The sequence below is a fragment of the Hymenobacter defluvii genome (assembly GCF_017589435.1).
In the GTDB taxonomy this organism is placed as follows: Bacteria; Bacteroidota; Bacteroidia; order Cytophagales; family Hymenobacteraceae; genus Hymenobacter; species Hymenobacter profundi.
In genome coordinates, this window is sequence record NZ_JAGETX010000016.1 from 38204 (window position 1) to 58126 (window position 19923).

General features: G+C 54.4%; 19 protein-coding genes. 9 read left to right on the forward strand and 10 right to left on the reverse strand.

All coding sequences use genetic code 11. The features are described 5' to 3' along the window. Positions 1–5: 5 nt before the first annotated feature. Together J4D97_RS18840 and J4D97_RS18845 are read right to left on the reverse strand one after the other, a co-directional pair. Entirely contained in the window at positions 6–467 is a 462-nt protein-coding gene (locus J4D97_RS18840) for a DUF4268 domain-containing protein (protein WP_208308923.1), read from the reverse strand. Continuing rightward, positions 451–2139 carry a glycosyltransferase family 39 protein gene (locus J4D97_RS18845; protein ID WP_208308924.1) on the reverse strand — a complete coding sequence of 563 codons (1689 nt, stop codon included), beginning with the start codon at positions 2137–2139 and terminating at the stop codon, positions 451–453. Before J4D97_RS18845 ends, J4D97_RS18840 begins: the two co-directional genes overlap by 17 nt. 331 nt (positions 2140–2470) lie before the next feature. On the opposite strand from J4D97_RS18845, the gene J4D97_RS18850 reads away from it, so the two are divergent. Next, positions 2471–3130 (forward strand): HAD family hydrolase, encoded by a 660-nt coding sequence (locus tag J4D97_RS18850; RefSeq protein ID WP_208308925.1) that lies wholly within the window; start codon positions 2471–2473, stop codon positions 3128–3130. A 4-nt stretch (positions 3131–3134) separates the two neighbouring features. Then, positions 3135–4166, forward strand: coding sequence for a UbiA prenyltransferase family protein (locus J4D97_RS18855; protein WP_208308926.1), 1032 nt, complete (start codon positions 3135–3137; stop codon positions 4164–4166). 106 nt (positions 4167–4272) lie between these two features. Here the strand turns inward: J4D97_RS18855 and J4D97_RS18860 are convergent, their stop codons facing one another. Further along, entirely contained in the window at positions 4273–5268 is a 996-nt protein-coding gene (locus J4D97_RS18860) for a hypothetical protein (RefSeq protein WP_208308927.1), read from the reverse strand. A gap of 302 nt (positions 5269–5570) precedes the next feature. Here J4D97_RS18860 and J4D97_RS18865 point away from each other — a divergent pair, with 302 nt between their 5' ends. From J4D97_RS18865 to queG, 4 genes are all read left to right on the forward strand, one after another. Further along, positions 5571–5981 carry a DUF4332 domain-containing protein gene (locus J4D97_RS18865; RefSeq protein WP_185281255.1) on the forward strand — a complete coding sequence of 137 codons (411 nt, stop codon included), beginning with the start codon at positions 5571–5573 and terminating at the stop codon, positions 5979–5981. 207 nt (positions 5982–6188) lie between these two features. Beyond that, a complete protein-coding gene (ruvB, locus tag J4D97_RS18870) occupies positions 6189–7235 on the forward strand; it encodes a Holliday junction branch migration DNA helicase RuvB (protein ID WP_208308928.1) in 1047 nt (348 codons plus the stop codon). Positions 7236–7456: 221 nt separating this feature from the next. Further along, complete coding sequence (locus J4D97_RS18875; RefSeq protein ID WP_208308929.1) at positions 7457–7804, forward strand: nuclear transport factor 2 family protein; 348 nt, start codon at positions 7457–7459, stop codon at positions 7802–7804. Between the two features lie 100 nt (positions 7805–7904). Continuing rightward, on the forward strand, positions 7905–8891 hold the full coding sequence (gene queG / locus J4D97_RS18880) for a tRNA epoxyqueuosine(34) reductase QueG (RefSeq protein ID WP_208308930.1): 987 nt from the start codon (positions 7905–7907) through the stop codon (positions 8889–8891). Here queG and J4D97_RS18885 read toward each other — a convergent pair. The 5 genes from J4D97_RS18885 to J4D97_RS18905 form a co-directional block, all read right to left on the reverse strand. Next, on the reverse strand, positions 8880–9071 hold the full coding sequence (locus J4D97_RS18885; protein ID WP_185281252.1) for a hypothetical protein: 192 nt from the start codon (positions 9069–9071) through the stop codon (positions 8880–8882). The genes queG and J4D97_RS18885 overlap by 12 nt on opposite strands. A gap of 208 nt (positions 9072–9279) precedes the next feature. Beyond that, positions 9280–10170: a ferritin-like domain-containing protein gene (locus J4D97_RS18890; protein WP_208308931.1), complete on the reverse strand. Its 891-nt coding sequence runs from the start codon at positions 10168–10170 to the stop codon at positions 9280–9282. A 20-nt stretch (positions 10171–10190) separates the two neighbouring features. Continuing rightward, positions 10191–10934, reverse strand: coding sequence for a ferritin-like domain-containing protein (locus J4D97_RS18895; protein WP_208308932.1), 744 nt, complete (start codon positions 10932–10934; stop codon positions 10191–10193). Between the two features lie 160 nt (positions 10935–11094). Then, entirely contained in the window at positions 11095–12108 is a 1014-nt protein-coding gene (locus tag J4D97_RS18900; RefSeq protein WP_208308933.1) for a ferritin-like domain-containing protein, read from the reverse strand. Between the two features lie 42 nt (positions 12109–12150). Then, positions 12151–12888: a ferritin-like domain-containing protein gene (locus J4D97_RS18905; protein WP_208308934.1), complete on the reverse strand. Its 738-nt coding sequence runs from the start codon at positions 12886–12888 to the stop codon at positions 12151–12153. A 527-nt stretch (positions 12889–13415) separates the two neighbouring features. Here J4D97_RS18905 and J4D97_RS18910 point away from each other — a divergent pair. Continuing rightward, complete coding sequence (locus tag J4D97_RS18910; RefSeq protein WP_208308935.1) at positions 13416–14888, forward strand: BatD family protein; 1473 nt, start codon at positions 13416–13418, stop codon at positions 14886–14888. 109 nt (positions 14889–14997) lie between these two features. Beyond that, the gene (gene aroC, locus J4D97_RS18915) at positions 14998–16089 is read left to right on the forward strand and encodes a chorismate synthase (RefSeq protein WP_208308936.1); all 1092 of its coding nucleotides are present in this window, start codon (positions 14998–15000) and stop codon (positions 16087–16089) included. A gap of 190 nt (positions 16090–16279) precedes the next feature. On the opposite strand, the gene J4D97_RS18920 is transcribed toward aroC, so the two are convergent. Further along, positions 16280–17608 (reverse strand): HTTM domain-containing protein, encoded by a 1329-nt coding sequence (locus J4D97_RS18920; protein WP_208308937.1) that lies wholly within the window; start codon positions 17606–17608, stop codon positions 16280–16282. A gap of 36 nt (positions 17609–17644) precedes the next feature. Continuing rightward, positions 17645–18985 carry a sodium:proton antiporter gene (locus J4D97_RS18925; RefSeq protein ID WP_185281242.1) on the reverse strand — a complete coding sequence of 447 codons (1341 nt, stop codon included), beginning with the start codon at positions 18983–18985 and terminating at the stop codon, positions 17645–17647. 242 nt (positions 18986–19227) lie between these two features. Here J4D97_RS18925 and J4D97_RS18930 point away from each other — a divergent pair, with 242 nt between their 5' ends. Then, complete coding sequence (locus J4D97_RS18930; RefSeq protein WP_185281241.1) at positions 19228–19848, forward strand: NifU family protein; 621 nt, start codon at positions 19228–19230, stop codon at positions 19846–19848. Positions 19849–19923 lie beyond the last annotated feature (75 nt).

The following is a 19923-nucleotide window of genomic DNA, read 5'->3' on the forward strand; positions in this document are numbered from 1 at the left end:
GCGCCTCACCGCAAGTCGTCGAAGGCATATTGCGCAGTGCTCCAGAACTCGTCCAGCGCCACCAAGCGGGGCTTGAAGAAGGAAATCAGTCGGGGCCAGTCGTCGCGGTTGAACAGGTTGACGGGCGCCAGCTCCTGGTAGATGCGCGCTGTGGGCTGGCCGTTGGCGTCGTGCGTTGCGGGCTCCCAAGTCCAGGCTTCACCGGCTGCTTCTTCCAGCCACCGGCGCACTTCCTTGAACTGCTCGTAAAAAAGCTCTCGGATGCCGGCATCTGGGTGGGTAAGCTCAATGCCAATGCTGGCCCGGCGGCCGTCGGCGTGCATGCGAAAGTAGACGTGCTTCAGGCCGGTTTTGTAGTTGATCCAGTTGGTAGGCAGCCCTTCGGCCGATGGAACCGGGGCCATGTATTGCCCAAAGGTGGTCCAGAAAGCCTGCCGGAGCTGCGTGACTTCAGTTTTGCTGTACATGAGGAGTAGAGCGGCGACGGGGTAGGCCAAACAGGTTTGCGTGCGTAGTACGCATCTGGTAGGAGGCCTGCCGCGGCCGGTGAGTGGTCGTCATGATACGGCGGTTGAGCCGCTGAAACAGTACGGTGTCGCTTTCTAGGTAGTACCAGGCGGGTTTGCCATCGTAGTCGCCAATAGTACCCTTGTACAGCTCATCGTACACCAGCCAGCCCCGGTGGCCCTGGGTGGCAGCGGCAAACTCATCAGCTGTTTTATCGATGTAGGTAGGAATGCTGCGCGAAGCCGGCCGGTAGTCGTGGCCCAGTACGGCGTTATATTTCAAAGGGTAGGCGAGCTTATAATAGCGGTAAGGCGGCACGTGGTTCCAGTTCAGGTACACCACATCGCCGGGCTGATACCGGTCATTTATGAACTGAAAAGCCTCCCGGAAGTACGATTTCTTATAGCCGCCAAACAATCCTGGGTCGGCTAGCTGGCGGGCCGAAGCCGCTAATGGCGGCAGCAGCAGCAGCAGAGGTAGCACCCACTGCCAACTCGCTTTCACACGATTCCCAATAGCCGCGCAGCCACTGGCAATAAACAGAATAAACACCGGCGCCAGAAACACAATCAGGCGCTCATACACTGGATACTTGCGTAGCGCCGAGGCAACCACCGTGAGCAGAATGGCAAACAGCAACACCAGAAACAGTTGCCGCTGCCGCCGAAAAAGCACAAAAGCACCCACCGCCAAACACCCCAGCGGCACGAGGCGCAGCACCAGGCGCGGCAGCGTGCTGCCAAGGGTGCGCAGGTCTAGCAGCAGACCAAGGGGGTAGTCCAGCGCCATGTAGAGCTGGTAGAAAGGCCACCGCACAGCAGCCCGCGTAGCGGCTACGGGCATAAAGGCGTCCAGCGTTTCAAACCAATACACCAGCCAGCCCGACTCAGTATAGCGGCCCGTGAAGAGCAAATAGTTGAGCGCGAAGCTGAGTAGCCAAGCGGTAAATGGCACCAACTGTCGCCAGAAGCGCGGCCAGTCGCGGTGCCACAAGTGCCATAGGCTTAGGGCACCAGCAATGGCCATCAGTATAAAGATGCTGGCGTAGGAAAACCACACTAGGGCCGCCCCACCCACGGCCCACAGCAACAATGGTCGCCATTGCTGCGCCGTATAAAAACGCAGGTAGAGATATAAGGCTACAACGGTAGCCAGCAGCTCGGCGCTGTACTGCTTGATTTCGACGCTATGGTACACCAGCGGCGGTGCCAGTGCCAGTATGCCCATGGCCACAGCCGCACCCAGCGGCGACAGTACCCGGCGGCTAACCGGTACAAACAGCGCCAAAGCACCCAGCGAACAGAGCAGCGGAACCAGTCGCAACGCCATTTCCTGCTTACCAAAGAGCAGCACCGACAAGCGGCAGAGCCACAGAAACAGGATGGGGGCTTTCTGTTCGTACTCTAGAGCAGGCTGCGCTAGCCGCCCAAAATCCATCCGAATCAGGCTATTGGCCACGTACACTTCATCAATCCACAGCGAGCGGTTGTCGAAGAAGTGAAACAGCCGAAGAGCCACGCCACAGCCCAATAGCAGCCAAAAAACGACCTGCCAACTGAGCACGCGGTGGGTAGACCGCTGCCGGGAAAAATAAGTGCTGGTTGTAGGAGAAAAAGTAGTGCTTATGGCCATGAAGCGATGCTCAGAGGATACAGGTATAAATATTTCTGCTTGAAACGAGTAATATTTTATATGAGTTATATGCAAAAAATGGGTGTGTAGATCGTCGATTTACTACCCGCTGAAAGGTATAAGAATGACAGCTTGCAGTCGATAGGCGCAGAATGCACACCTACCAAGCCGTCTGTCCAGCTCAGCAATAAGGGCTTCGGAATATGCAAAACGGAGATAATTGTTGCTATTTTTATATTGAACTGTATTATGACAATAATCGTAAATTATCCGCAATTCATACAAAACCGCCTGTTCATTGCCTACAAATCTACTACCTACGATACCCACAGTGAAGGCAGTTATATTCGATGTAGACGGGACACTCTATGAGCAGTCCCGTCTGCGCCGCAAGATGCTGTATGCGCTGTTGGGCTATTATGCACTACGTCCCTGGCGTGCGCAGGAACTGTTAATTCTGAGCAAGTTTCGGGCAGAGCGGGAAAAGCGCTCTGGTGCTGTTGGCCCCGATCTGGAAAATGCCCAGTATACGTGGTGCGCCGAAAAAGGCGGGTATTCCATTCCTAAAATTAAGCGCACAGTAGAGCAGTGGATATTTCGCAGCCCCAATCGGTATTTGGCGCAGTGCGTGTATCCGGGCACGCAGACCTTTTTTGAGACCCTACGGCAGCGCGGGATTAAAATCGGTATCTACTCCGATTACGCCGCGCACGACAAGCTGGTAGCAATGGGCTTGCAGGCTGACATCGTGGTAAGCTCCACCGACCCCTTTATTGACCGCATGAAGCCGAACCCAGAAGGCCTGCTCTACATTGCTCAGCAACTAGAGGTAGCACCGGAAGAATGCTTGTTCATTGGCGACCGGCAGGAATTAGATGGCGTGTGTGCAGAGCGCGCCAACATGCCCTACCGCATCGTGGACAAACAGCCGTTTGCCCAATTCGATTTCTATCACACTCTGAAAAATCAGTTGTTCCCCTCCACCAACTAGACTTATGGAAAACACTTTTATCCTTTCTGACACTGACAGTCAGGAGACAACTACGTTGCAGCCAGCGGGCCTACGCGACTACATCGCCATTGCACGACCCGATAACTGGGCTAAGAATGTCTTCATGATGCCGGGTGTACTGTTCGCCCTGCTTATTTACCGGCCAGGTCTTGACTCGCTTTTCGTGCTGAAGCTGGTGCTAGGCATTGTGAGCACCTGCCTGATAGCCTCGGCCAACTACGTCATCAACGAGTACCTAGACGCCGAGTTCGACAAGTTTCACCCACTCAAGAAAAAGCGCACGTCGGTGGTGCGCGTGGTAAGTGCCAAGCTGGTGTACCTGGAGTGGGCCGGACTGGCCACCGTGGGCCTCATACTGGCCTACCAGATTTCCATGCAGTTTTTGCTGGTAGCGGCCTTTCTGCTGTTCATGGGCGTGATCTACAACGTGCGCCCCTTCCGCACTAAGGAGCGGGTGTTCCTAGATGTACTATCCGAGTCCATCAACAACCCTATCCGCTTTGCGCTGGGCTGGTTTATTGTGGCGCCGTCTCTCACCATCGGCACCATCAATTGGGCCGATCTGTTCCAGAGCCTACCCCCCTCCAGCATTCTGATTGCTTATTGGATGGGCGGCGCTTTCCTGATGGCCACCAAGCGTTTCGCAGAGTACCGCCTCATCGGCAACTCCGAGCTGGCCGGCCTGTACCGTCGCTCCTTTAAGTTCTACACCGAGCACAGTCTGCTGATTTCGATGTTCTTCTATGCCCTCACATCGGCATTCTTCCTGGGTATTTTTCTGATCAAAAACCGGGTAGAGCTGCTAATTAGCTTCCCGTTCTTTGCGCTGCTATTTGCCTGGTACCTCCGCCTTGGGCTATTGCAGAATTCGCCGGTGCAAGGCTCCGAAAAGCTCTACACTCGGAAGTGGTTTATGCTGTACGTTGTTTTGTTCTGCATTTTACTCACGGCTCTTATGTTTATAGACATTCCGTGGTTGCATTTATTCCTGCAGGAAACGTACTCGCTTAATTAATTCTGAAATTGCGGTAGTCAGGTTATTAAAATAAATGACCTGTATATAGTCAACCCGATACAACATACTGGCGCCCCGTTAAGCTTAACGGAGCGCCAGTATGTTTTTACCCCAATAGCTCAGCCAGCGCCGCTATTTCCTGCCGTGCCTGCTGCACGGTGGGCTCTTGGCCAAATTCCCAGTCAACCCAACCAATAAAACCCGTTGCCAGGGCGGCCACGGCCTGGCGGCTGGTGCCAGGGGTAGCCGCCACAGGATAGTCGGCGAGGGGTAGGGCATCCTCTAGGCCCAGTGTGCCCAGCACATCCGATACAAAAGCCAGCGCGCACACGTGCAGTACCTGGTAAAGCAACACCAGCTCCGGTAAGCTTAGCGGGAGCCGCTCGCCGGCTTCCACTGCGCTCAGCCGCGTGGTAATGGCTTCTATGGCCGAGTCGGATAACGTGGTAAGTGAGGGTAGGGCTTTTAGAAAAGGGTGCGCTGAGGCCGCCGTGGTATGACGCAATTCCTGCGTGAGTAGCAGCGCCAAGCGCAACAATTGCAAACGCCCCTCATCGAAACCCAGGGTAGCCGCTAGTGGCAACGCTGGGCGTAAACTAGCTTCGTGCTGCTCGAAAACCACCTGTATCTGCTGCTGGCGGCGGCGCAGCGGTGCCAGGGCCGCCGCGCCACTCGGGCCGGCCAGAAACTGCTCTAGCGCATTTTCCAACTCAGCGCTAAGCTGTAGACAATACGTGAAAAGGCTTTCCAATTCCTCATCCGAGAGCTGCATGTGCTGCCGCAGGTAGGCGCGCACTGCCGCGCCTAGCGGGCTGACCAAGGCCGCCCTACCCAGTAGTACATAGTCGTAGAGGCGGAGCGGCCGGGTGGCTATTGTTTCTTCCAGCTCGGCAGTGGAGGCCAGCCCCGCCAGTTGGGCTACGGCGGAGGCATCGAGGCGGGTAAGCGTGGTAATGGCTTCCTGAGCCGGTGCCGCCGCGGGCACTTGGAAAAAGTGCTGCGTAGCCATGCCCAGCGCAGATAAGGCTGGCGCTAGTTGGGCATAGGTAGTAGGCGGCAAAGGCCGCAGAGAGTGGTCAGACGAGTGCGTGAAGGAAAGCATGTGCAAAGGTGGCGAAGAAGACTGAATTGTTGCTTCAGTATATCTTTTTAATAAATAAAAATATGGGTTATATATTTATTATTTGCTCTGCTTTAATTAAAGCATAATATAAAATTGTAAAAAATAAATTATAGTGAATAATATGAATTTATAATGCTTTGTAACAGTCATTTATAGTGATAAAAAGGCTGTGCTGTGTAGTTTTTATTTGGCAATACAGTCTATTTAAATTGCATTTATATATTATTTTTCGTATCTTTGTATTATCAATTTTAAATAAATCATTCACTTAATTCATACACATGCACTATCAAATCAATTCTATCAAAAGTATTTCGGCTAAACAAGCAGCTACCCTCGAGCAGGAAGGCATTATGACGTCAGACGCGCTACTGCGTGCGGCCCGTACACCCGCCGACCGCCGCGAGCTGGCCCGCAACACAGGTATCGAGGAAATGAAGATCTTTAAATGGGTAAACTACGCTGACTTGTCGCGTATCGACGGGCTGGAGCCTGGCCTGACCGCTCTCTTAGAGCAAGCCGGCATCACCACCATGCTCGATCTGCGGGGCCGCTCGCCGTTCAGTCTGCACAGCAAGCTCGTAGCTCTCAATAAGGAACACCAAGTAGTAAACGCTGTGCCCGATATGCTGCAAATGGCTGATATTGTGAATCATGCTAAGAGCCTGGAGCCAGAAGTTTCCTACCAATAAGTAATACGGGTACAGCTGTTGCCCTAGATTCCACCCAGCAGAAAACCGCGTTGGCGCTTCATATTCGAAACGCCAGCGCGGTTTTTTGTTTCATTTATACTATTGGTATTAGTAATATCTGTGTCGATTGAAAAAATGCTAATGTAATGGGACAAATTGCGAAATGGTGCTGTTCTATAGCCAACCACAATCCGCTTACCTTTGCATATGCGTGAACCCTTCCTCACTGGCGGCGACGAGCACTACGACGCCACGGACAAAGACATTGATAAGGCCCTGCGCCCGCTTAGCTTCGACGACTTTGCCGGACAGGACAAGGTAGTCGAGAACCTGAAAATCTTTGTGGCCGCCGCCAAACGCCGCGGCGATGCCCTCGACCATGTGCTGTTGCACGGACCTCCCGGCCTGGGCAAAACCACGCTGTCGCACATCATTGCCAACGAGTTGGGCGCGGGCATTAAAATGACCAGCGGCCCGGTGCTCGACAAGCCCAGCGACCTGGCCGGCTTGCTCACCAACCTCGACCCGCACGACGTACTCTTCATCGACGAGATTCACCGCCTCAACCCGGTGGTAGAAGAATACCTGTACTCGGCTATGGAGGACTACCGCATCGACATTATGCTCGATTCGGGTCCGAATGCGCGCTCGGTGCAGATTTCGCTGTCGCCCTTCACGCTCATTGGTGCTACTACACGCTCGGGCCTGCTTACGTCGCCGTTGCGGGCGCGTTTTGGTATCAATTCGCGCCTAGAGTACTACGACGCCAAGCTGCTGACCAGCATTGTGCAGCGCTCCGCCGAAATTCTGGGCACGCCGATTTACGAGGATGCAGCTTTTGAAATTGCGCGTCGCTCACGCGGTACGCCGCGTATTGCCAACAACCTGCTGCGCCGCACCCGCGACTTCGCTCAGATTAAGGGAACAGGCACCATCACCGTCGATATTGCCCAATTTGCTCTCAACGCCCTCGACGTAGACGCCCGCGGCCTCGACGATATGGACAAGCGCATCCTGAGCACCATCATCGACAAGTTTAAAGGTGGTCCGGTGGGCATCAGCACCATTGCTACGGCTTGCGGTGAAGAAGGCGAAACAATAGAGGAAGTGTACGAGCCGTTCTTGATTCAGGAAGGCTACATCAAGCGCACTTCCCGCGGCCGCGAGGCCACCGAAGCTGCCTACTTGCATTTAGGTAGGCAAATGCCTCAGCATTTGCGCGGCAATACGAGTACAGGGGAGTTGTTTAGTTGATTTGCACGTTCAGGTACTAGTCAAAAAGCGCTCTAAAATAGTATGGTAAGCTATTTTAGAGCGCTTTTATGTGTTAAGGATGTTAATTAGCACAGATCCCCCGTGTCGAATACAGTTATATACGTCAGTGACTCCTAAACTAAAATTCGGATCATACGCAGACTGTCTTGTCGCTAAGAAGAATACCTGTAAACTGGTATCGTAAAATCAAAAACATAGCGATGCAAAACCAAGAATTAATCACTAAAGCGTACGCTGCCTTTAATGCCCGGGATATTGACGCGGCGCTTACAACCATGCATCCTGAGGTTCAGTGGCCTAAGGCGTTTGAAGGAGGCTATGTGAGTGGCCATGCGGCTATTCGGGATTATTGGACACGTCAATGGTCGGAAATAAATTCTAGGGTTGAGCCAATTGAATGCACACCCAGACAAAACGGAACCCTGGAAGTTACCGTTCATCAGGTAGTCAGGGACTTGCAGGATAAATTGCTATTCGATGGAGTAGTGAAGCATGTATACACGTTGCAGCAGGGTCTACTGCGTCGCATGGACATCGAACTAACCTAAGGTAGATGTTGCTGACCGGAACGGGAAAACTGGTTTTGCTTTTGGAACGCTTCACCACTGGTGGGGCGTTTCGGCTTTTCAGCCGACCTTTGTTATCCTCATGCTTCCTACCGCTCACTATACCGCCTTCATCAAGCGCCGCGCTGCCGAATTGGGCTTTATGTACTGCGGTATCTCGAAGGCGGAGTTTCTGGAAGAGGAAGCGCCGCGGCTGGAAAACTGGCTCAACCGCAACGCCCACGGCAAAATGGCCTACATGGCCAACCACTTCGACAAGCGCCTCGATCCGCGCCTACTGGTAGAGGGCGCCAAATCAGTGGTGTCGCTGCTGCTAAATTACTACCCCGCCGAGGAAGACCAGCAGCCCGACGGCCCAGACGCGCTCAAAATTAGCAAGTACGCCTACGGCCGGGATTATCATTTTGTCATCAAGGATAAGCTGAAAACCTTGCTGGCTGATATCCAGCAGGAGGTAGGGGAGGTAGGCGGGCGCGTGTTCGTGGATTCGGCGCCGGTGATGGACAAGGTGTGGGCCAAGAAAAGCGGCTTGGGGTGGGTAGGAAAAAGCAGTAATCTAATCCGACCTGGCACCGGCAGCTTTTTCTTCATTGCTGAGCTGATTCTGGACCTAGAACTGGACTACGACGGCCCCATCAAAGACTACTGCGGCACTTGCACCAAGTGCGTGGATGCCTGCCCGACGGGTGCCATCACGGAGCCCTACGTGGTAGATGGCAGCAAGTGCATCAGCTACTTCACCATCGAGCTAAAAGACCAGATACCGCAGGAAGTAGCCGGTAAATTTGGCAATTGGGTGTTTGGCTGCGACATCTGCCAGGATGTGTGCCCCTGGAACCGTTTTGCCCAGGCGCACAACGAGCCGCAGTTTCAGGCGCACCCGCAGTTCAAGCACCTGCGCGCCACTGACTGGCAGGAAATCACGCATGAGCTGTTTTCGGAGCTGTTTCGGCAATCGGCAGTGAAGCGCACGGGCTATGCGGGCTTGCAGCGCAACATCCTGTTTGTAACGCAAACCGCCGATGCTGGGGCATCGGCGGGTAGGGGGGTGACGGAATCAGATGGCTAGTTGACCAAAGGCGCGATTTAGAATAACGCGGTAGACTTTGGCAAACTGGGCGTAGCACCATTCCTTGAACTGGGCTACTTCTTCGGGTAGTATCGTGCGAAGCGCTTTGCGTAGCTCCTTTTCAAATAAAAACTTGTCGAAACTAACCTTGGATAGGATGGTTTTGGTGTACTCTAACATGGTGGGTGGTTTTCAATAGCGGGTGGATTACTGGGTGGGGAGGGCGAACCGTTATACGAACAAGCGTTAGGTAGAGTGGTAATTTATGCAAGGCTAATTGCTAATCATCAGACAATCCGGAAATTAAATTTTAAAGCCACAAAAAAGGGACGCCATACACGTCCCTTTTTTGTGGCTTTATCTTGAAAAACCGCCTTTTTGCTATATTCTAGTATATAAATAGGTCTGCTAAATTGCTGGCGGTAGTGGCCGTCATGGGCTCATCGAAAGCGGCTTGCACTTTCTGTAAGGCGGTCTGCCCTACCCCCGCTGCATCAATGGGTAATTGATCGAACGGAATGGTTTGACCGGCTACGCGCTGGGTGGTGTTTTCCTCGCCCGCATACACGGCATCGGTCAGGCCAGCCGTCGTGATGGATTGGTCTGTGGGACTGACCCAAGGCTTTACGGTGGCGTTGCGGTTGCGGCGCAGGGTCCGGATGTGGGCCGCGTGCCGGGCCTCTACCGAGTGAATTCGAGCGGCCGCAGTTAGAAACACCCGGTCGCTTTGCACAGTGGCAAGTTGGCCTTTGTAAGCGCGAACTCCGGTGTCTTCCAACAATTGAGCTACTTGCAAGAACGTGTCGAAGTTGCTGAATACGTCGGCAAACGGTGCGCTCTGCGTACCGTTTTTACTACCCGTAAAATCGAAGTTAAGGTTGGTAGTTATATCAGCGCCGGATGCCTGGAGCGCCCGCGTGAGGAAGGCAACGTGCTGCTGCTCGTGCTGCTGCACCGTAACAATACCCGGCCGCAAATCAGCAGGAATAAACCCGGCAGGCACGGCGGGCGTGTTGGGTACTAAACCCAGCGCCCGCGAATAAAAGTTGTTTTCGAGCAGCTCCAGGGTAAGCGCTAGCGAAAGCGAGTCGGTAATGGTTTGTGCTCCACGCCCGTAGGCCTGGCGCAGCGCCGAGCCCAGCACTAGAGGCGCCGTGGCTACGGCCGCCTTGCCGGTGAGGGAGCCCAAGCGGGTAAGAGCTTCGCGGCGCGAGCCCAGCCGAGCAAGCAGTTCCGGATCGGCTTCGGTCAGGTTGACCAGTAGTTTTAAAATATTCATACGCGAAAGGGCAGGCGAGACTAAGCTAAAGCGGCTGTATCGGAAGTAACAACGGTTACTTTGAAGTAGGGGACCAGTTCCGTAACCACTGCCGATGGAGCCAGCATGGTATCAAGTCCAGCCAAGTCGCCGCTATTGCTTACTACATCGGTACCGGCAAAAGAGCCAGATACCTCCAGGTCGCGCACGTAGGCAGCGTGGCGGGCCTTCACGGAGGCAATCTTACCCGCAAATAGCAAGTACTCCTTACCAGTATTATCCGTGGAGAATCGCACGACAACGTCGTTATAGGCCGCTACGGTCAAATCCTCGAATTTTTTAGCCGCAGCCAGCACGCCGGCACGAGTAGTAAGAGTAAGGGTAGCAAACGTGAAGTCTAGTGGGGCAATTCCGTTGGCGCCTAACAGATACTTGTACGACTCTGTATAGATCAACTCATGGTCGCGCAGATCGGTGAAGCCGGCCTGTTCCGCTGTCGTCATACCCGTAGGGAAAGCCGCTACCACTGCCTGATAAAAAGCCAGCGTTAACTGGTGTAGGCTATACAAATAGTTGAATACAACATTGTTGGCAGTGATGTTCCGTACGTTATTGGTATAGGACAGCTGAGGCGCGACAGGCGTAGCAGGCGTGTTTTCGTCATCGTCGTCACTGCAACCCGCCAGTACCAGCGTAGAGGTAGCAACCGTTGCGCCTGCCGCCCGCAAAAACGTACGACGTGGCAGGGGAGTAGATGTGAAGAAAGGAGTAAGCTTATCGGACATACACAAAGGCGAAACAGGCTTTCAACGCAGATTCACTATAAATCTGATATAGGCGCTGGTAAAGTTACTTAGTTCCGACTGAATAGCGGATGGAACCCACAAAAAGCACAAAAGGGTACGCCACGCGGCGTACCCTTTTATATAGTCTCTTTCCTAAAGATTAGGCGAAGAAGGTACTACCCGTTACTGTGAAAGTGCTAGCAATGGTTAGCACTGTTGGTACAGGTAGGGGCTCGTCAAACGCTTCCGAGAAAGCCGAAGCTGGGAAATTCAGCGAAGCCAAAGTGGATTGCAAATTCACGCCGCCCTGAGTTACGTTATCTTCAGCAGGGAACGTGATACCCGCTGGAGTATAGGCTGGGGCATTACCAGCACCATAAATGGCAGCAGTCTGTGCAGGTGAAGCTCCACCACCGTCTTGGCCCGAAATCCAGCTCTTAGGTGAGGTGGTTGGGTCAGTGCCAGCAGCTACTGTAGCAGGAGCCGTACTCATAGCACCAGCACGTCGCATAGCACGCAGACGAGCAGCGTGACGAGCCTCTACCGAGTGAATATTGAGCGCTGCTGTCAAGATATCATCATTCGAAGCTAGATAAGGAGCACCACCCTTATATGCACGAACGCCAGTGTCTTCCAAAGACTGAGCTACAGCTAGAAATGTTGCTGGGTTGGAAAATACATCCGCAAAGGGGCCGTTGCCATTACCTTTGCCGCCCGTAAAGTCGAACTGCGACACCATTGGGGCAGTAATAGGAGTAGCACCTGCTTTCTTAAGAGCATCAGTTAGGAAATTCACGTGGTTGTTTTCGTCCGTGCGAATTTTCAGCAGAGCAGCTACATTCTGAGCACTCATTTTTCCACGCAAAGAAGTCTGAGCAGCCGAGGTTGTATTATTGCCAATAGTGCCGTCACCCTGCAAACCAATATTGTAGAAATAAGCCTCTAAGTATTCCAGCTTCAACGCGAAGTTAAGTACATCTGGTATAGAGGGAGCACTCGTAGTTTGACCGTATGCTTTATTGAAAATGGAGCCCATTGCTAAAGGCAAAGCAGCGGCTGTCATCTTTTTGCCGAAGCCAGTCATGTGTTTAAATACACGCCGACGGGAATCGAAACGTTCGAAAACTTCTGGATCAGTCTTCTCGATTTCGGATAGTATTTGGAAGAAGTTCATATTGAAGGCAAATTTTAGATAGGAGAAAGGATACTGTGTGGATTACACAAGGTTGGAAACATTGAGTTTCGAGCCCTCCTTCAAATACTGATTGGCTGCTGCTACCACTTCTGTCGGAGTTTTAGAAATCTCCAAGCCGTTTGTGCCAATGGTTACTACGTCAGAATCAACAAACGAGCCTTCCAATACCAAGTCGCGAATCAAGGATGCATGACGGGCCTCTACAGATACAATCTTGCCGGCAATAACCAAGTACTGTAGTCCGGTGGCATCAGTAGCTATATAGCGTCCAGCACCATTATAAGCAGCTACTCCCAAGTCTTCAAACGTTTTGGCTGCTCCTAATACAGAAGCACGTGAGTTGAAATCAATGGCAGAAAAATCAGGCTCTAGTGCCTTGATGGCATTAGTACCCAACGCAGCCTTGAAAAATTCGCGGTGAATCACTTCGTGGTAATACAGGTCGTCCAGAATCTGCTTTTCAGCGGTGCCTGATGCCAAACCTTTATAATACGTACCTTCCCGAAGGCTAGTGTAGAAACCAGCTTCAAGTTGTTCCAAAGCATAAGCGTAGTTCAAAACGCCAAGGCTGCTAGAGCCAACATCCACCATGTTAGGCATAGAGGTGTTGTCGCTGTCATCGTTGCAACCAGCTAGTGCTAGAGCGGTTATACCGGCAGTAGCGCCAGCATACATGAAAAAAGAACGACGCTTAATGGGGGCATACAGCGGCTTAGTGAAGCCCACTTCGTCTTCACCTGGTTTGATAATGTTGGACATAAAAAAGGAAGTTTGGGTGAAACAGGGGAGCTAGGGCAATAACAGAGCTACGACAGATATTTCCTGCCTTTCTTCAAATATTGGATTTCCCGGAAGCTTATTATTTGATGTGATTTACGGCTGATATTGTAAAATGGATTGGTTAATGGTACTTTTTTTTGTTCAATTCCTTTCGAATGGACCATTTGCTGCCTGTCAGCGTGTTGTGCAAGGTTTTAACTGAATAATCCGGCTGTTACACCAACTGCCGAACGGAAATTGCGAGCAGTAGCTTTTACTGCATCTGCGTTTAATAGCTCGTCAAAATATTCCGCTGCCGCTGCTACCGCGAGCGAGAGTAAAGCCTGCGGGAGGTTCTGTACGTTGATGCTGGCTTGCGTCACATTGCTATAAGTTACTCAGTAGAAAAGCTGTGCATCGCATTCTGGTCCGAGAGACTATGCACAAACCCTTCTTTGGCAGTAGGCTGTCAGTTTTGCCTAAATTTGCGCGTGATACGACTCCAAGCTCTTCTCTGCCTTCTGCTGTTGCTGCTCGCAGAAACAAGCCGTGCGCAAGCTGTTCCGCCTGCCACTAGTACAGGCCAGGCGGTGGTGGTGCTGGGCCGCACGGAGTTTCCGATCAACGAATACTTCACCATCAGCTTCACCCTACGGGGGGCACCGCTAGACCGCTATTCGGCTTTTCCGGATATCGAGGGATTCAAGAAAAGCGGTAAGCTGAACACCACGACCACGCGCACGGTAGGCGGGCAGAGTTCGATTGAGCTGACCATTACGCAGCGGTACGCCGCCTACCAGGAAGGAGAGTTCGAACTACCGCCCTTCACAATCACCGTGAACGGCAACCCCATCCGCTCGCCCGGCGCTACTCTGGAGGTAGGGCCACAACAGACAGCCCCTACCCCGCCCGCCACCGGTGCCAACCCCAATAACCAGCCTCTGCAAGGTATTGGGTTGCTGGATGAACTGTTCGGAAAGCCCAAGCCCGACGCGTACGTGGAGCCGAAAGACCACGCGTTTCTGGCGCTGGTAGCCGATAAGAGCAGCGTGTACGTAGGCGAAGGCGTGCACGTGAGCATGTACTTCTACCTCACGCCAGCCGACCAGGGCCTGCTAGACTTCTATAATTTTGCCGGTCAGCTGCCGGGCATCATGCAGCAATTGCAGCAGCGCACGGCCTGGGGAGAGCATTTCGAGGATCAGGAAATAACTCCCGAAACCATAACGGTAGGAGGTAAAAGCTACCTGCGCTACCGGCTCTACGAAACCGAGTTATACCCTCTGACGGCTGAGGCGTTGCGCTTCCCCAGTATTTCGCTGCAAATGGTGAAATACAAAGTAGCAAAGGACCCCACTGCCGACCCCACCGACCGCCTGGAAGGCTACAAAACCTACTTCACTGAACCGTTGACCATAGCGGTAAAGCCCCTACCGCCTCACCCCCTGCGCGACCAGGTAGCCGTGGGGCGCTATCAGTTGCGCGAGGCCATCGACCGCACTACGTTTCAGGTAGGGCAGACCTTTACGTATACATTCTCGGTAGAAGGAGAGGGAAATCTGGCCACGTTATCGGCGCCTACCCTGCGGCCTCAGCCTGGGGTAGAGCTCTACGGACCGGATATTCAGCAAGATCTGACGCGCCAGAGTGGGCGGGTAGGCGGGCGCAAACGGTTTACGTATCGGCTGGTGCCCCGTCAGCCGGGCCCGCTGCTGCTCGATAGTCTGCTCACGCTGGTGTACTTCAACTTGGCTACGGCGCGCTACGATACGTTGCGTCCGCAACTGGTTGTATCCGTGCAGGATGCACCCCGAAAAGCTGCGTTTCGCCCTCGTCCCGACGACCCTTTCTACACGGAAGCCCTGCAAGCGGCCGACAACACGTTGCAGCCCCTGGATGCCTACCGTGATGTGCGTCGCTACGCCAATGTAGTGCTCGTGCTGCTGCTGGGCCTGGCAGGTTTTGGTTGGTGGCGGGGAGGCCGACAAGGGGCCGCGTAGCAGGATTAACAGGGAATTGCGTGCGCTAATGAGGGCTTTTGCTGACCTTTACGGTCAACAGAACTGCGTATTGCTCATTCCTTACCTGCTTACTACTCACTGCTACCCTATGGCTAATTCCTTCGGCACCCTCTTCCGCATCACCACCTTCGGCGAATCGCACGGCGTGGGTATTGGCGTTACCATCGACGGCTGTCCGGCCGGTTTGGCAGTGGATGTAGCGGAAATTCAGGCGGCGCTAGACCGGCGCCGGCCTGGCCAGTCGGACCTAACGACCCCGCGCAAGGAGGCTGACCAGGTAGAGGTGCTTTCGGGGCTGTTTGGCGGTATGACGACGGGCACGCCCATCGGCCTGCTCATCCGCAACCAGGACCAAGCCAGCCACGACTACTCCCACATCGAGCACGCCTACCGCCCTTCGCACGCCGATTATACCTACGACCAGAAGTACGGTCGGCGCGACTACCGGGGCGGCGGCCGCAGTTCGGCCCGCGAAACGGCCGCCCGCGTGGCGGCTGGAGTAATAGCGCAGAAATTCCTGGCGCACTATGGTATCGAGGTGGCTAGCTATGTGTCGCAGGTAGGGGCCGTGGCCGTGCCGGTGGGCTACGAGGAGCTGGATTTGGGTTTAATTGACTCCAACCCTGTGCGCTGCCCACACCCCGAAACGGCTGAGCGCATGGCCACGCTCATCCGCCAAACCCGCGACCGACACGACACGGTAGGCGGCATCGTGACGGGGGTAGTGCGCCACGTACCCACAGGCTTGGGCGAGCCGGTATTCGACAAGTTGCACGCTGAGTTAGGGAAAGCTATGCTGAGCATCAACGCCGTGAAAGGCTTTGAGTACGGCTCGGGCTTCGCTGGTACGCTGCTGTTCGGCTCCGAGCACAACGACCAGTTTTACACCAATGAAGCTGGTGAAGTGCGCACTCGCACCAATCATTCGGGTGGAATCCAAGGCGGTATCAGCAACGGGCAGGATATTTACTTCCGGGTGGCTTTCAAACCCGTCGCTACCATTCTGCAACCGCAGCAAACCATCAACGACCAAGGCGAGGAAATCAGCCTGGCCGGCAAAGGCCGCCACGACCCTTGCGTACTACCGCGCGCCGTACCCATCGTAGATGCCATGACTAGCCTTGTGCTAGCCGATATGATTTTGCGGGCACGGGCAAATAAGGTAGGTGAGGTGTCTTAAAGTAGGAGGGTTTTGAGGGAAGGAGGGTGTGAGGTAAGAAGAAAAGCGCCTGTCATCCTGAGCTTGCGAAGGACCTTGTCACGGTAGAACGACCATCGTAGCAACGACTCGTTCAACTGGTAAAAGGTCTTTCGCAAGCTCAGGATGACACATTTGCTGCCGCTCCTACCTTCTTACCCTAAAGATACCCTCACTCACTAATCCACTCATAAGGCGCGACCTGCCGGGGTAGGGCGGCCATATTCACATCCGGTGATACCAGCGGCCGTGGTGCCCGCCCGTTGAGTCGTACCAGTGATATGGCGTGCACTGCCACCGGCCCGAGGCCGCGCTGCTGGTAGTCGCGGGCTAGGAAATGGGCGAACTGCAACAGCGCATCGGGGTTGCTGAGCAGGTAGTGCTGCTGCCGGGGCGTGAGGTAACGAAGAGGGTCTACAATATCGAGCTGGCCATTGGGGCGACGCACGTGGTAGTACACGCTGCCGGTTTTGCTGCGCAGCATCATGTGCCACGCAAACTGATGGCCTTCTTCGGTCCAGTGCACATCGCCGGGGTAGAGCAGGTAGCGCAATGGTACCAGCAGCTGTACAGCAATATAGAAGGCTAAAAAAGTAAGCAATACGGGCGCCGTGCGTGGGATAATTGGATTGGCCGAAAGCGCGGGCAATGGCACGCGAGCGGCCAGCCAGCTACGGAGCTTTGGAGCTCGTCGGGGCCAATCGGGAGGTAGGAAGAGGCACACCGTCAGCCCCAGCGAAAACCACGGAAACGTGCCCAGCCCAAACACCAGCACATTAGACAAGTGAAAAAACGCTACCGCTGCTAAGGCCAGAAGTCGGGTGCGGCGCCATAGCAGCAGCGGCACCAGCAGCAGATCGAAGGCCAGACCGGCGCGGCTCATCCAGACCGGTAGCCACGGCTGCGCCAGCAGCGGTCCGATGAGGAAATAATGCGCTTTCGGGGCCAACCAGATGCGCAGCGAAGCACCCGCCCACCAGTCGGGATTCAGCTTAGCCAGGCCAGCAAAGAAATACACCAGCCCTAGTTGCAGTTGCAGCAGCCAGCGCGTCCAAGCGGGCGTGGTGGTAGAGGCGGTAGTGCGGCCGGCGCGCACATCGGCAGACGCGGCGCGGTGGGCTGGCGTGAGAGCCAGCAACCCCGCCAGCAAGGAATAGAGGTAGAAATGATTGATATAGCGCGTTTGCTCGGCCAGAAACAGCCAGGTAAAGGCCAGGCACAACGCAGGCGCCGTAAACCGAAAACGCCAACCGGCCGCCACCGCTACGCCCAGCCCAATAATGAGCAAGTGCAGCCCTATCATACCGACTGGGGGTAGGGTGGGCAGCCAGGTGAAAAAGAGGTAGGAAAAGTGAAAAGCCGGCTCGGTGTACTCGCGGATGTAACCCAGCGCTAAGCTGCCTGCCACCTCCAGCGCCAACAAGGACCCAATTAGCACGCGAGCTACTACCAGCCAGGCAATATCGATGGGGCGAAATAGGGCGGCAGTCCAGGAATGCATTCAACCAAACGCTAGAACAGGAAGTGGGCCATTAGGCTACATCCAATACAACAACACGCTCACCAGGGCTAGCACCGGCAGCAGGTAGACCAGGGAGTAGCGGAAAATATACTGGAAAAACGCCGGCATATCGATTCCCTCGTCACGAGCAATGGAGCGCACCAGGAAGTTGGGGCCATTGCCGATGTAGGTAAGACCGCCAAATAGCACCGCCCCACTGGAAATAGCGCGCAGCAGCGGCATAGTAGCGGGGTCGTAGGCGAAGGCGGCCACGGAGGCTACCTTGTTGAATTCCAGCTCGTGCCCGGCCATACTCAACGATACCAGGCTGGCATAGGTAGGGGCGTTGTCGAGGAAGGCAGAGAGCAGGCCGGTCACCCAGTACAGTACGGCTGGCGTAAGGCGCGTGGCGATGGCCGGGTCGGAAGCTACGCGGGATGCCAGTTGCAGGGCGGGCATCATGGTCAGGAAAATGCCGAAAAACAGAAACCCTACCTCATAAATAGGCCCAAACGTGAAATGGTTGCCCGTGAGCGCACGGCCGGTAGCCGTGCGGTAGCAGCCCCAGGCAGCCAGTAGCTGCACCGTTTCCCGCACAAACGACACGTTCACCCCAGCAATGCTCAGGGTAGGAATCCAAGGAAACTGTTGCGGATCTATGAATACGCTAATCAGTACAACGACCAGCCAGATCAGGTTGTAGCGCCCATGAAACTCCAGCAGCGGCAGTCCGCCCTCGCGCCGGATCTGCTCCTGCTCCTCGCGCGAGAAGCGGCTTGGGTAAGGGATACGGCGGTCAATCAACCAGAAAATCAGCAGCAGTGCGCTGTTGGCCACCACCCACGGTAGGGCTAGGTGCAAGGACGTCCAGATAAACGGGACGCCGCGCAGAAAGCCAATGAACAAAGGTGGGTCGCCGAGTGGAGTGAGTAGCCCGCCTACGTTGCTGACAATGAAGATAAAGAAGACGATATGGTAGGGCTTGATGCGTTCGTCGTTGAGACGGATAAACGGCCTGATAAGCACCAGCGAAGCACCAGTAGTACCAATCAAGCTGGCCAGCACCGCACCAATGATCAGCAGAATAACGTTGCGTTGAGGAGTTCCCTGCAAACCGATGTTCAGGTACATTGTGCCGCCCACCACGTACAACGACGCCAGCAACGTTACGAAGGAGAAATATTCAGCGAGGGTTTCAACGGCCATGTGCCAGTCGTGGCGGGCAAAGCCGTAGTAAAGCAGCATCAGCAGGCCCAACGCCACGGCAATGCGGGCATAGTTACGTTCCCAGAAATGCGGAAACAACAAGGGGCCAGAGGCAATAAGCCCAAGCAAACTAACAAAAGGTATCAGCAGCCAAGGAGCAACGGCTGGCATGTGCACGGCGAGTAGGAGAGAGGCAGAGAAAAAAGGCAATAGTGAAAACGCTAGGTGAAAGACAAAAGTAGCCCACCGGCCATCGGCAAGCGCAAGATGGTCGGTAGGGAGCTAAAAGAGGAGGGGAGTTGTTACCTTTATAACATCTACGGCTCCGATTGGTTGTAGATGCAATGGATTTGGCGAAATTAGCCAAAAGACATTCTTTTTTACTTCGCAACGCCTTACGTATCAATTGCCTTATGAATACCACTCCTGCCGCCTCGCCGGTTTCCATCTACGCCGAAGCCAGCCCCAATCCTGAGTCCATGAAGTTTGTGCTCAACGCCACGCTACTCAGCGACGGCGTGAGCGTGGACTACCCTAACGTGGAAGCTGCTGCCAATTCGCCGTTGGCTCAGGAGCTGTTCAACTTCGACTATGTAGGCCGCGTGTTTATTGCTGCCAACTTCGTCACCATCACCAAAACCACCGAACACCAGTGGACTCAGCTCATTCCCGAGCTGCGCACCTTCCTGAAGTCGTACGTGGAGGCAAATGGCCCCATCTTCACGGTAGATCCCGCCGAGGAGCAGCGCGCCGCCCAGCAAGCCGCCGCCACCGGCGACCACTCGGAGCAAGACCAGCAAACCAGTCAGAAAATTATCGACCTGCTGGACAATTACGTGCGCCCCGCTGTAGAGCAGGATGGTGGCAACATCACCTTCAAGAGCTACAACCAAGGTGTAGTGACCGTGAATCTGCAAGGCTCGTGCTCGGGCTGCCCCTCGGCTACTGTTACGCTGAAATCGGGTATCGAGAACCTGCTCAAGCGCATGGTGCCTGAGGTAACGGAGGTAGTAGCCGAAGGCGTTACCGTATAATATTCGCAGATTTTGCAGCGGCATACTTTGTAAGTGGTGTCGCCAACGCAAAAGGGCGGTTTGACTAACAGTCAA

Excerpts from the sequence above, each read along its gene's own strand:
- J4D97_RS18840 (WP_208308923.1), bottom strand. The coding sequence starts at position 467 with ATGTACAGCAAAACTGAAGTCACGCAGCTCCGGCAGGCTTTCTGGACC.
- J4D97_RS18845 (WP_208308924.1), bottom strand. The coding sequence starts at position 2,139 with ATGGCCATAAGCACTACTTTTTCTCCTACAACCAGCACTTATTTTTCC.
- J4D97_RS18855 (WP_208308926.1), top strand. The coding sequence starts at position 3,135 with ATGGAAAACACTTTTATCCTTTCTGACACTGACAGTCAGGAGACAACT.
- J4D97_RS18860 (WP_208308927.1), bottom strand. The coding sequence starts at position 5,268 with ATGCTTTCCTTCACGCACTCGTCTGACCACTCTCTGCGGCCTTTGCCG.
- J4D97_RS18865 (WP_185281255.1), top strand. The coding sequence starts at position 5,571 with ATGCACTATCAAATCAATTCTATCAAAAGTATTTCGGCTAAACAAGCA.
- ruvB (WP_208308928.1), top strand. The coding sequence starts at position 6,189 with ATGCGTGAACCCTTCCTCACTGGCGGCGACGAGCACTACGACGCCACG.
- J4D97_RS18875 (WP_208308929.1), top strand. The coding sequence starts at position 7,457 with ATGCAAAACCAAGAATTAATCACTAAAGCGTACGCTGCCTTTAATGCC.
- queG (WP_208308930.1), top strand. The coding sequence starts at position 7,905 with ATGCTTCCTACCGCTCACTATACCGCCTTCATCAAGCGCCGCGCTGCC.
- J4D97_RS18885 (WP_185281252.1), bottom strand. The coding sequence starts at position 9,071 with ATGTTAGAGTACACCAAAACCATCCTATCCAAGGTTAGTTTCGACAAG.
- J4D97_RS18890 (WP_208308931.1), bottom strand. The coding sequence starts at position 10,170 with ATGAATATTTTAAAACTACTGGTCAACCTGACCGAAGCCGATCCGGAA.
- J4D97_RS18895 (WP_208308932.1), bottom strand. The coding sequence starts at position 10,934 with ATGTCCGATAAGCTTACTCCTTTCTTCACATCTACTCCCCTGCCACGT.
- J4D97_RS18900 (WP_208308933.1), bottom strand. The coding sequence starts at position 12,108 with ATGAACTTCTTCCAAATACTATCCGAAATCGAGAAGACTGATCCAGAA.
- J4D97_RS18905 (WP_208308934.1), bottom strand. The coding sequence starts at position 12,888 with ATGTCCAACATTATCAAACCAGGTGAAGACGAAGTGGGCTTCACTAAG.
- aroC (WP_208308936.1), top strand. The coding sequence starts at position 14,998 with ATGGCTAATTCCTTCGGCACCCTCTTCCGCATCACCACCTTCGGCGAA.
- J4D97_RS18920 (WP_208308937.1), bottom strand. The coding sequence starts at position 17,608 with ATGCATTCCTGGACTGCCGCCCTATTTCGCCCCATCGATATTGCCTGG.
- J4D97_RS18925 (WP_185281242.1), bottom strand. The coding sequence starts at position 18,985 with ATGCCAGCCGTTGCTCCTTGGCTGCTGATACCTTTTGTTAGTTTGCTT.
- J4D97_RS18930 (WP_185281241.1), top strand. The coding sequence starts at position 19,228 with ATGAATACCACTCCTGCCGCCTCGCCGGTTTCCATCTACGCCGAAGCC.